This window comes from Algibacillus agarilyticus, assembly GCF_003286125.1.
GTDB classification, from domain to species: domain Bacteria; phylum Pseudomonadota; class Gammaproteobacteria; order Enterobacterales; family Alteromonadaceae; genus Algibacillus; species Algibacillus agarilyticus.
In genome coordinates, this window is the sequence record NZ_QMED01000021.1 from 40,127 (window position 1) to 52,296 (window position 12,170).

Here is a 12,170-nt window from a genome sequence, read left to right on the forward strand (position 1 = left end):
TTTTTAATTAATGCGCTGCTTATTTTGATTAATCAATATTGTATAAATTAGTACGGTATAAATTCATACAGCACACTTCAGACACTAAATTAACATTACCCCTAGCATTGAGTTTAACGGCTAGCGCCCACCCTCTGGTGTGTTGATTAATAATTGCTAAGCGCCAATCTTTTACAGCCTTTGTATAAAGGTACGTGGAACGCTCGGTATTTTGCCTGTTGTTAAACGTTTAAGTTTATACTTCAGTGAGTGAAGGTTTTACTTATTTTAATATACCTTTTGGAATAAAAAAATATGGTTTATCTCGCATTATACTCGTGATTTATTTACACTTGCACTTATCTTAATCGATTAAGTTGGTGTGTTGTGAAATTGTTTTTGTTGTCTTATTTTATTATTTTGTGTCAATTAAGTGCTAAACCCATTTTCATTCCAGAAAATGCGAATAGCCGCTCATTACCTGTCGTTTTACTTAATCAGGTATTAGTGAAACAATATGGATATCAACTAAGCACGCCGTACAAATCAGAACAATACCCAGTTGCAACATCAAGGGTAAGAAACGATTTAGAATCTGGTGATATCGATATTATGTGGGAGCTTTCAAATAAAGAGCTCGAGCAGCGGTTCAAAGCCATTTATATACCCGTATATCGTGGTCTTATGGGGTGGCGAGTCGCTCTTGTTAAAAAACAACGAATTGACCTATTTAGCAATGTTAAAAATCTAGCTGATTTACGTCAATTTAAAGCGGGACAAGGAACGTATTGGGCTGATACGGCGGTATTGTCTGCCAACGGATTAACCGTTGTTAAAGAGTTAAAGTACAAAAACTTATTTCCAATGTTAGATGGGGAAAGGTTTGATTATTTCCCTCGAGGTATTCATGAGCCGTGGAGCGAATTGGAAAGAGAGAAATCATATGGTTTAGTGGTCGAACCTAATATTTTATTTCACTACATTGCTCCTATGTATTTCTTTGTGCGTGATAAAGATCTACATAAAGAAATTAAACAGGGGCTGCTAGAGACGATTAAAAATGGCAAATATCTCAGTTATCTTTATCAAGATGAGCAGGTAGCAAAAGCATTAAAGAATATTAATTTTGCACAACGCAAGTTATTACAATTGCAAAACCCGTACGTAACGAGCACCACTCAGGTTTTAGATAATCAGTTATGGTTTTCTTATGAAGAACTATCAAAAGCTTCCTCTTTTTCGCAAGCTAATTAGTTTAGCATTAGCCTTGAGTGTATGTTGTTTCGATTATGTATGCTGGGGCGCATCGGTTAAAGTTACTTATCCAAAGCCCGAATCAGTTGACGATAATCGAAACCGTTATCCGCTTGCTCTTTTAAAATTGGCTGCGTCTAAAGTCGATATATCACTGGAGTTAATTCCCACTAAGGTTGTCATGCAGCAAGGAAGAGTGATAAAAAATATCGAAACGCATGGTGAAATAGACCTATTTTGGACGGTTGTGGACCAATCTCGTTTAAACAGCAATATTAGAGTTATCAAATTTCCTATTTATCAACAGCTATTTGGATGGCGCTTGCTATTAGTTGCAAGTAAAAATAAAACGCAATTTGACGCAGTTAAATCCCGTTGTGATTGGTTAGCTCGCTCTGTTATTAGCGGCCATGATTGGCCTGAGGCTAAATTATTTAAAAACAAAGGAATGGTTGTCGCTACAACGGCGAATTACACCGGGCTGTTTGGTATGCTAACGAAAGGCCGAGCTAATATATTACCGCGTTCGTTATTTGAAGTTTATAGTGAGTTGGATCATAGTAGCAAAGAAGTTAGTATTTTAGATAACTGGGCTTGGTATTACGATTCACCTGTTTATTTTGTACTATCTAAACGTAATAAACATTTAGCTAATCATTTAGAGCAGGGATTAGCATTAGCTAAAGACAATGGCGATTTCAGTCAATTATTTGAGCTCTACTTTTCCGATGTTATCTCTCGAGCCGCGCTCTCTCACAGGCGGGTTTTGAATTTTGATGAACTCAATCCTAACTCTTGCTTGTAATTAATTTTATGCAATGATTCTTTGTATTAAGTAAAAAACGCCAGTTATTTGTTTAACGACTAACTTATATTTGGACTTCTGTAGCTAGAGATAAAATTACACCTAGCCTTACGTGAATATGACGCTAGGGCGTGTTTATCTTTTGTGTATGCTTTTGCAGCCGTATTTGCACGATTTATACAAGGCAGAGCGATTGCGGTGTCGTTATTCTACATAAAAGAGCGATAAAGACTTTATGCTCCTGCAAAGTCACCTTACCCCACATCCATGTGGGGCAACATAGTAGAAATAGGGCAAATGCGCTGCCCTTTGGGTTCAATCCAAAACGTTTTGCTCTTTGTTATTGGTTGTTGACGTAGAACCACTATGCCATCAAGCCAATGCCGCGATCAAAACGCTTTGGAATTGAACAAAATCGATACGACAAAGGTAAACACGCCCTAAGGGTTAAAAGAAAGTGTTGAGACCTTATGGTCGTACTCAACACTTTAATTCAAGGAAAGTATTAGCAAATACTGTGGCTCCCTTTGCCTTGCGCTAAGGCTAAAGCGCCAAACAAGCCAGAAAGTTGCGCTAAACCAGGCTCTACAATAATTTCATTCATTGATTTACCTAGGGTTAGGTAACCGGCCATTATTTTTTGAACGTTTTCGATCGTCATATTCAGCAGTGCTGGATTTTGCATAACACCGCCACCTAGAATTATTTTTTCGGGTGCTAGTGTAACTAATAAGTTATAACAAAAGCGAGCAATGTGCTCTGATTGAAGTTGCCATGCTGGGTGTCTGTCTATGAGTTTTTCCGCCGGTTCTTGCCAAATTTTGGCCATTGATGTACCCGATGCTAACCCTTCTATACAGCTGCCATGAAAAGGGCAATGACCCTGTTCAATAGTGGTAGGGATCAACATATGTCCCATTTCGGGGTGATGGAGTCCATGTAGTATTTGGCCATTTGCAATAATGCCACCACCAAATCCTGTACCTATTGTTACATACACAGCTACCTTGCTATGTTTTGCAGCACCCCAAAGATATTCACCTAATATTGCACCATTGACATCAGAATCAAAAAATACCGGTAAATTAAGTTGTTTTGCTAACTGACGGCTAATTGGAAAGTCTGCCCAACCGGGCTTAGGCGTGGTTGTAATATTGCCGTATTGTATTGAGCTGGAATCTAGATTGATTGGTCCAAAACAAGCCAAACCCAGTGATGAAATCGTGTATTGTTTTTGTAACTCTTTAAAGAACTCTATTACCCGATCCAATGTTTGCTCTGGAATGGTAGTGGGAATTCGCGTTTGTTTTATAATTTGCTTATCTTGGCTGATCAACGCACAGTTGAATTTTGTGCCGCCAGCTTCAATTGCTGCGTAATAGTTCATGTTGCTCTTACCTTAAACTTTTAATGAGGTAGTCTCTATAGAAAGGCCATTTCGTCAGAAAGTATCTGCTTTGGTTTCGATCTTATAGAGACATAAAAAGGGGTATTGTTGGGTATTTAGCTGTAATCCATCTGATTTTGATTGATTAACTGTTGACTCGCGGGGCGTTTAAGCCAGTTGTACCACATAGCTACAGCGAGCAGTGTGGCAAATACCGTCGCCAGATAAAATCCGTACTTCGCATGACCGCCCATTAAGTCGCTAAACACGCCCATTAGCATAGGACCAAAAGACGCTGCCGCCGCAGTAAAAAACAAAATCACCCCTGCAATGGCTCCGTGCTGTTTTTTATCGAAACAACTAATTCCTTTAGAATTCAGAGTGGGGTAGATCATTGACATAAACAATCCTGATAATGGCAATAGAACAACTGCCACATCTAAACCAAGTGTCATACTCGCAATGTAACAAATACAAATAGCGCTAGATAAAATTAGCATGGCTAGCTCCCAAGCAATTAGATTCAATAACCAAATCGCTAAAAATCGACCTAAGGCGCGCAATACAAAGAAAATAGTTAAAGACCAAGTAGCTAAGAACGTAAACGAGCCATCATAGTTTGCTAGCAAGGTCGGCATCCAAACATAAATGGCAGCTTCTGCTGCTACATACAAAGCAATCACAAAAGAAAACCCCAAAGCAAAAGGGTTTTTTAGCATCGTTAACGTATGTTTGAGTTTGATTGGCTCAGCCGATTTTTTGACCGTTTGGGGGTAATGCACTAACGCAGCGGTAATACAAAGTAAAATACAAATGACCCCCGCGCTAATGTAAAGATATTTCCAGCTGAAGCCTTGGCTAAGAAAATAAGTTACAACAAAGGGACCAATAATGGCACCAATGCCAAAAAAGCCCTCAACCAGATTCATCGTCTTGGTATGACTTTGCGTAGACTCTGAAATATCGCCGACTAATGCCAATGCACCCGTTTTAAAAATGCCAATAGCAAGTCCAGACAAAAGCAGTAAAAATAGGAAAAAACTAAAGCTATTACCAACCGCGAATAATCCACAAGCCACCGTAAAAATGCTTAAACCTATGATGATGGTCGTTTTTCGACCTAACCTGTCGGCGAGAAAACCAAGTAGTATTCCACTTATTGCGATGGCGGCCATGGGACCGTAGTGGAATGCGCCTGCAGCTGTCATAGATAAATCAAATTCTTTGATAATTTCGGGAATGATCACACCCACAGCGTCAGTGGTCATTGCAAACATCATGAACATCAGATAGGTAAGCCAGCGGATGGTTGTTAAGTTGGCGTTGTTTGGATTCATAATTCTCTACTTAATATGTCTGAAATTATTGGAGCCACGGCTAAGCCGTGGCGTGCTGCATTTAGAAGCTGTAACGTAAAGATAGTGATGAAGTTCGACCGTTAATTGCTCTAGCTCTGATGACATCTTTACTCGCCGCTGAACCCTCTTCCGCTTCGGTTATACCGATGGCATCAAACAAGTTGTTTACGTTTAGTGAGATTGAAAAGTCTTCAGTGATCAAATATTGTGCAAAAGCATTAACTTGTGTATAGCCATCAAATTTTAGATCGTTGTTGTCCTGTGCATACGCGTCGGTTGTTCCGATCAAATTAAGGCCAAAGGTTGCTTCGTTCATAATGTAAGACGTGGTAAATGTATAAAGCAAGTCAGCTTGACGACGAGGTGTATTGCCGACTACATCTGGATTGACTTGATCTTGCGTTATTTCTGCATCTGTCCAAGTTAAACCGCCTTTTAAGTTAAAATCTCCGATATTATAAGCAGCTTCAAGTTCAATACCTGTTGCTTCATAAACACGGTCGAAGAATTTTTGGGTAGTGGCTTCAAAGTTTTGTTCCTCCGTTTCAGCCATAAAGCCTGTCACGAATAAGCCAAGTCCATCTCCTTTATACTTGTAACCCACTTCGACCTGATCAACTAAGTCTATTGAGTCTTCGGCGGTTACAGAGCCATCAGGGCGGATTTTTCCAAAAGCCAATCTATCAGCGTTGGCTCTACCACCTCGGCTAACGCGGGCAAACAATGAATTGCTGTCATTAATACTATAGTTTGAACCGATAGAGTATGAGGTGTAGCCCCAGTCATAGTTGGCGGTCTGTGGGTTTGCATTATCGATACCTGATACGCTTTGTTCAGGCACTGAAATAGTGCCATCACCATTCATATCAATAGCTTGTTGTACTGCGCCAGCGTATGTACCAACGGCTTCGCCTTCGTCACGACGAACACTCGCATCAATGGTAAAGTTACCAACTTCAGTTGAAAGTGCTAAATATGGTGCACGAATATTGTACGTTAAATCATAGTTACGTTGACAGCAATTGCCCCAAAAAGGGACGCCATAAGCGTAAAGTCCACTTTCAGATAATGCATTTCCGTCTTTATCTTTTACATTAAGTAATGCCGCATTGTCACCTTTTACCTCCATGAGGTAAGAGTTCCACAACCATGACATGTTAATTTCCTGACGGGCAACATAATAACCAGCGGTTACAGATAGCTCGTCGAATGTACGAGTAAGTTTTAAGTCATTAACGAGAGATCCAAAATCATTTATTCCGACATCAAATGTGTGAATACGCATCGCTAAGCCATTGTCATTGGCGTTAGTAGGAAAAGCTTCTCCTGCTTGTGGGCCGTTTGCGTAATGTAATGTGGCACCATCACCGAACGAAGCTGCAATTGTGTCACTGTCTGCTACTTCTGCAGGGAATAAAGAAACAAAAGAGCCGGATATATCAGTGATACGAAAACGATTTTCAAATTTCCAGTCATCGCTCAAATCAAGGGATGTTTCAAAACCGACGGCATTAACAACTGGGTTCATACCATCTCTCACATCGCCGCGGCTAATGTTATTATCGCCGTTTAAACGCAGAGTTGATAGCAGGTAGGCTGAGTGAGGGGTAGCTGACTGTGCATCGAAACCAGGTATAGAACTGCCGTCTGCATACATGGGCATTGGTAAATAGCTGGTGCTGTGATCGTTTAAATGCTTAAAGTAAACTCGAACATATCCATTGTCTAATTCTTTGGTCAAGTTTGCTTTAATTTGCCCACCAGATAATCCGTTGTAGCCAGTCTCGCGTGCACCTTCACCTTCACGAACAAAGCCACCAATATGAAAACGAATGTCATCTGATAGGTAACCGCCAAACTCAAAATCAGAGCGAATGGTATCGTAATCTAAACCTATAGTTGCACCTAGGCTGCCACTTTCGCTTTCGCCTGTCTTACTTAAAAAGTTAATAATACCACCTGGTGCATTGCTGGCTGTGGTTGAAGCTGAGCCACCCCGAATGGCTTGAATACTTTCGATTGTACTGTCAGCTCTTAAGAAAATGTCTGCATTGCCAAATGCAATATCACCAAATTGTAGAATGGGTAATCCGTCTTCTTGTAATTGTAAAAATTTTGCTCCACCGGCTGCGACTGGCAAGCCACGTACCGCAATATTGGCATTTCCGTCACCACCAGTAGACTCAGATTTTATACCTGGTATTGAACGTAGAATTTCAGCAGAGGTTCGAGGTGATGCAATTTCGACATCGCCTATTTCAAGCGTACTCACCGATACACTCGACTTCATTTTTGTTGTAGCGTGAGGGGTTCCAGTCACAATTATTTGCTCAAAATCTAATGCATCGGCTTGATTATTTTCTTGAGTATCTTCTTGAGCCAACGCTAGATTGCTTACAAGGGCTGATGTAACCAATAAGGTTGTTGAGTTTAACTTTAACGTTTTTGTCATTGTGTATGCTCCTAGTAGGGGTGGCCTACCTATTGTGATAATTATAGTTTACAAAATAATTTTTTCTATAATCTTAATCGATTAAGATTATTTTAGTGTAATAGTTTTGTTAAAGGCAAGTTATAATTTTAAAAAATCGCGAGTTTTTACTTAAGAGGTTGAATAGTAAGAAAAAATTAATTTGTGTTATGTTTTTTTATAGGAATTATTTAATATATATTAACTTAAATGTTTAAGTTAATTGGCTTTTTTAGTGGCTTGGTACCTTGATGGTTTTACGTTCAATGGATTTATTATTGAAGTTTACGAAATTGTCCGGGGGTTAGTCCTAGTTGTTTTTTAAAGCTAATTCGCAATGATAAAGCTGAAACATAGCCACAAGATCTAGCAACTGTTTCAATTGAAACATTGCTAGACGCTAATAAGCTTTGTGCTTTTTCTAGCCTGACTTTTGTCAGCCATGCGTGTGGGCTAGTTTGCATTGTTTCACGAAAATGTCTGTCAAATGTGCTACGTGTTAAAAATGCACGATTGGCCAAATCATATGTGTTGATCTTCTGGTGTAAATTATTTACAGCCCAAGTTAATACATTTTTTATACGGTTTTTATTTGTTGGATCGTGAGCCGGTTTATTTCCTACCAAAAGGCGTACTCCTATAGCGGGTAATAGTGTATTATTGTCTTTGTTTGCCGCGGAGTGCTTATAGAAGATAAGCACTCCGCGCGATCAGGAATGACTGCAAATATTTAGGTTTCGTCTTGAACGAGATACTTGTGTCTATAATATGTTTTGGATCCTAAGCTTATAAAAATTCATCTATTGTTATTGTGTTAGTATTTTCCGCCTGTTTTAACTCTAGGGTGCAATTGAGAAGCTGGATATCTAAGATAAGTTTGGCACTGCTATTTGGGGCTTGCCAACTCATGATAAATTCTTTTTCACTAAGTTGGTGGCTGAAAGAGCCGTTAAACGCTTCATGGTCGTTACGTATTTTGATTAACTTGATCAGGCCTTTTACAACAGGCAAAGTTAACTGCTGTTTTACTTGGTCTAAATCAAGATTAGCGCGGTTAATATCGCGTCCAACCTGCGTCTTAGTTAATAAATCCATATCATTTTGTACCGCTAATAAGCCGGTATAATAAACTTGAGGTAAACCTGGACTAAAAAATTGTATTGCTCGGGCAATCAAATATAACTTGTCATCGGCACCTAAAGCATCGTAATAAGTACAATTGACTTGGTACAAGTCTAAGTTACTGGCAGCGGCTCCGGTCGCTTGGCGACTTTGACCACCGCTACGATTATGGATCTCTTCTACAAGACTATCTATTGCCTCGTCATCTAGCAAACCTGGTTTATCACCATGTTTACCCACATCAATAATACCAATGCCGTCGTGTGTATCTAGTACCGTCACACAATTGCGTGGCGAAACATCTAGCCATTTAGCTAATGGAGCGGCATCTTGGTTAAACAAGGTGTGTAATACCAACGGCGGCAAAGCAAAATCGTAGACAAGATCACATCGTTGTGCGATTTCACACTGTGTTTGGTAGTGTGAATGGATCTCTACTAAACACTGCATGTTTCTTTGTTTTGCTCTCTTTGATAAGTCATTAATAAAAGCAAATGTTTCTTCTAACATAAAACAGTTAGTTCCCGCCTTTTTAATGGCGTAACCGGCAGCATCTAGGCGGATTAACGATATATTATTGGCCGAAAAAGCATCTAATATGCTTTCCAGGTAAGATTTTCCTTGCGCAGAATTGATATCTATATCTATTTGATTTGCGGTGAATGTTGTCCAAAACGCTTTAGTTTCTCCGGTTTTTAACTGAATAGGAGTGAAACAAGGTGTGGGGCGAGGGCGGTAAATCTTATTTACATCTGATTGGTCAGCATTGTCACCAAAAATTTTTTCTTTAGTCAGGAAAAGTTCGTAATAGCGAGATTGCGAACCGTGTTGAAGTACGTCTAAAAATTCTGGTGATTGTGCTGACATATGATTAACGATCATATCTGCCATGATTTGGTAGTTTTGCCCTAAGTGTTTTATATCTTGCCAGCTACCGATACGAGAATCGACTTGAGTATGATCTATCGGATCAAACCCGGCATCCTCGCCATCAATTGGGTAGTAAAAGGGGAGTAAGTGTGCGCCACCAAATACGCCTTTCAATTCTGTTTGCATTAAATTATTCAGGTCTTGAAGACCACCATTAGTTAGTCTGTCGACATAGGTAATGAGTTGAACTTTATTGCTGTTAGTCATACTTGTAGCTCACTTATTAAAATCACAAAGAAATAAACTTAATCGTTTAAGTAGGTTAAGTTGTAATTATGTTTTTTGCAAGCAATGATTATGGATTGTTTTTGTTTTATACTTTAAGGTATTGAATTTTATATATAAATAAAACTTACCTATGTTTTTTATAATTAATTTTTTTACTAAAACGTTATAATTAATGGTAAGTTGGATTAAGGCTGGGTATACTTTTTTTGCCAAAACTATATTATTTTAACGGCTTATCACGGCAAAAAAAGCCGTTGTATTGTGCAATCGCTTTTGAATCTAGACGCATAGGACTATGCCCAAGAACTGTCGTCTTGATTGTTGGGTTAAGTATCATAAATAGTGCTAAAGCCTATTTTTATAATGAAGACTGTAATTTAATGGGCTGCATGTTTACATCGAAAGTTGGTGTCTATTTTACTCTAAACGATTGACGATGCGACTAAACTAAAGACGATTTATGCTGCATGCACTAAGCCCGATAGCAATGGCTTTGCCCAGAGCCGTCTACCCAGTATCGTCTTCATATAAGAAGGGTATACGCTGAAACGACTAAAACTCAACTGTTTCGCGTTTAATCAGCGCCGTAGGCAGAATTGTCTTTTGGGTCAACTCGCCCTTTACCAATTTAGATGCGGCTAAACGTCCTTTTTCAATGCTTTTTTGGCAAACCGTTGTTAGTGCAGGACTAGTTCTGCTTGCTTCGGGTATATCATCAAAGCCAACAACTTTTAGCTCTTGTGGTACTTGAATATTTTTTTCTCGTGCAATAGCTAATACGGCACCAGCTATAACATCACTCATGCAAAGCACGCAATTTGGTTGAGGGTGTGTTGATAACGCCTCTCGAGCGGCCTTTGTTGCGTCTTCGTAAGTATTGTGTGGAATGTGCCAAATATAGTCAGAAGTAATGTTTAAATCTTGTTCGTTAATTGCTTGCATATAACCAGTTAAGCGCCGTCTCGAAACTGACTCACCTTCATTATAAAGTTCGTCTTCTGTAATTCGACATACCCTATCTGAATGAATTAGCCTTAATCCCAAAATGGCAATATTGGCATTTTGTGTGTGTTGTAGGGCATACATAGCAACTTCTTTAGCGGCTGCCTGATTATCGATATTGATAGACGCGTAATTATCCGTGTCGAAATCAACTGTCACAATGGGTTTATTTGTTTGCAGTACTCGTTCAAACAGTGGGTTTTTATCTTGAGTACCATAAACAATAAATCCGTCTGGTAAAGTTTCTATACCACTTGTTTGTTTTGTTGATTCTGCACAAGAAAGCATAAGCAATTGTTTATGATTTTTCTCTAGTACTTCTGCTATCCCCGTTAAAAATTGATTCGCGACTGGATCGGTAAAATAATAAGCAAGGGAATCACTCAATAGTACGCCTATTACGCCAGACTCGCCCTTGCGTAAAGTTCGAGCGGTTAAATTTGGTCCGTGATAACCGAGTTCTTGACATTGCTTTAAAATTTTATCTCTAAGCTTAGCCGAAAGTTGATCTGGACGGTTAAATGCATTTGAAATTGTAGCGGTAGAAACTCCGAGTACTTTAGATACGCTTTTTAGCGTGAGTGGCTTGTTTTTTGGTTCTGCGATCAACATATTATTTTCCAAACTGATTATCTATATTGATGATAAAGTTAAATGATTAAGTTTTCTAGTTAAGATACGGGCCGAGCTTCCGCATTTATTTATTAATATGAGATATTTTCTAGTATTGTTACCCAAATAGGGTAGTCTAAAGACTGAGTTGAGGTTTCTTTGAGTTGAGGCGTTGATGGTTCTGATAATTAGCACATCGCCCTAGCGAAGTTATTAAAAACACGATGTGATCTATCACATTAATAGGCCTGATCTTTTTCCTTTATATTTGTGATCTATTTTGCACAAGACGTCGGTGTACTTCAGGCATCCTGCCTTTCGCTAAAGCCAGCAAAACTGTTCAAAAATGTTCCTGACATTTTTGTGCAGGAATGGTTGTTCCCATTCAAATACCGATAACGCAGGTCAAAAGCCGCTGGGGCATTCCTTTCAGGCGAGTTTGAAATTCACTTACTCTATGTTGCTCGAACTCAAAAGAGCACTACTATTTTTTCATTTAAGCGCATTTAAACGCTCGCTGAGTGGGCACTTATTATTACGGATTGGTATTAGTCGACTTATCCACTACCTGTTTTAGTGTGTGATTATACACACTGCACCATTTAATAATGATCGTATAGCGCCGGCAACAGATAGCTTAAAGGCTGATTGATAAGCCATCGCAATACCATTAAATATTTTGCTTGGGTTGCAGGTTTTTTGATTATTTTGGGAAGACTAAAAAGTGAAGTGGTGCGCCCGGAGAGATTCGAACTCCCGACCAAGTGGTTCGAAGCCACCTACTCTATCCAGCTGAGCTACGGACGCATGTTTAAAACCTGATTAAGTATCAGGTCGTTGATTCTAACGATAAAACATAAATTTTCCAGTATTATTTTAAATAGTTACGCAGATATTGTCATTATGTACATTTTTTAAACTTAAACTCTTCATTTGGCTTTGATCTTTAAGGTTATTATCCGTTTAATTAGGTTTGTGGTTAGTCATTTATCTAATGGTTGATCACGTGATATGAAATGATAT

8 protein-coding genes and 1 tRNA gene are annotated in these 12,170 nt (G+C 39.0%); 2 read left to right on the plus strand and 7 right to left on the minus strand.

Annotation, left to right across the window (positions count from 1 at the left end; all coding sequences use genetic code 11):
* Positions 1-366 precede the first annotated feature (366 nt).
* Both DPX34_RS15305 and DPX34_RS15310 read left to right on the plus strand, forming a co-directional pair.
* The gene (locus tag DPX34_RS15305) at positions 367-1,233 is read left to right on the plus strand and encodes a hypothetical protein (RefSeq protein WP_111979325.1); all 867 of its coding nucleotides are present in this window, start codon (positions 367-369) and stop codon (positions 1,231-1,233) included.
* On the plus strand, positions 1,190-2,038 hold the full coding sequence (locus DPX34_RS15310; protein ID WP_111979326.1) for a transporter substrate-binding domain-containing protein: 849 nt from the start codon (positions 1,190-1,192) through the stop codon (positions 2,036-2,038). The genes DPX34_RS15305 and DPX34_RS15310 overlap by 44 nt, the downstream gene beginning before the upstream one ends.
* Before the next feature lie 505 nt (positions 2,039-2,543).
* Here the strand turns inward: DPX34_RS15310 and DPX34_RS15315 are convergent.
* The 7 genes from DPX34_RS15315 to DPX34_RS15350 form a co-directional block, all read right to left on the minus strand.
* On the minus strand, positions 2,544-3,425 hold the full coding sequence (locus DPX34_RS15315) for an ROK family protein (protein ID WP_111979327.1): 882 nt from the start codon (positions 3,423-3,425) through the stop codon (positions 2,544-2,546).
* Between the two features lie 116 nt (positions 3,426-3,541).
* Positions 3,542-4,762, minus strand: coding sequence for an MFS transporter (locus tag DPX34_RS15320; RefSeq protein ID WP_111979328.1), 1,221 nt, complete (start codon positions 4,760-4,762; stop codon positions 3,542-3,544).
* A 61-nt stretch (positions 4,763-4,823) separates the two neighbouring features.
* On the minus strand, positions 4,824-7,235 hold the full coding sequence (locus tag DPX34_RS15325) for a TonB-dependent receptor domain-containing protein (RefSeq protein ID WP_111979329.1): 2,412 nt from the start codon (positions 7,233-7,235) through the stop codon (positions 4,824-4,826).
* Between the two features lie 293 nt (positions 7,236-7,528).
* Positions 7,529-7,879: a helix-turn-helix domain-containing protein gene (locus DPX34_RS15330; protein WP_157964749.1), complete on the minus strand. Its 351-nt coding sequence runs from the start codon at positions 7,877-7,879 to the stop codon at positions 7,529-7,531.
* A 160-nt stretch (positions 7,880-8,039) separates the two neighbouring features.
* Complete coding sequence (gene gtfA / locus DPX34_RS15335; RefSeq protein ID WP_111979331.1) at positions 8,040-9,512, minus strand: sucrose phosphorylase; 1,473 nt, start codon at positions 9,510-9,512, stop codon at positions 8,040-8,042.
* Positions 9,513-10,085: 573 nt separating this feature from the next.
* Entirely contained in the window at positions 10,086-11,147 is a 1,062-nt protein-coding gene (locus DPX34_RS15340) for a LacI family DNA-binding transcriptional regulator (protein ID WP_111979332.1), read from the minus strand.
* Between the two features lie 730 nt (positions 11,148-11,877).
* Positions 11,878-11,954: transfer RNA gene (locus DPX34_RS15350), tRNA-Arg, on the minus strand.
* Positions 11,955-12,170 lie beyond the last annotated feature (216 nt).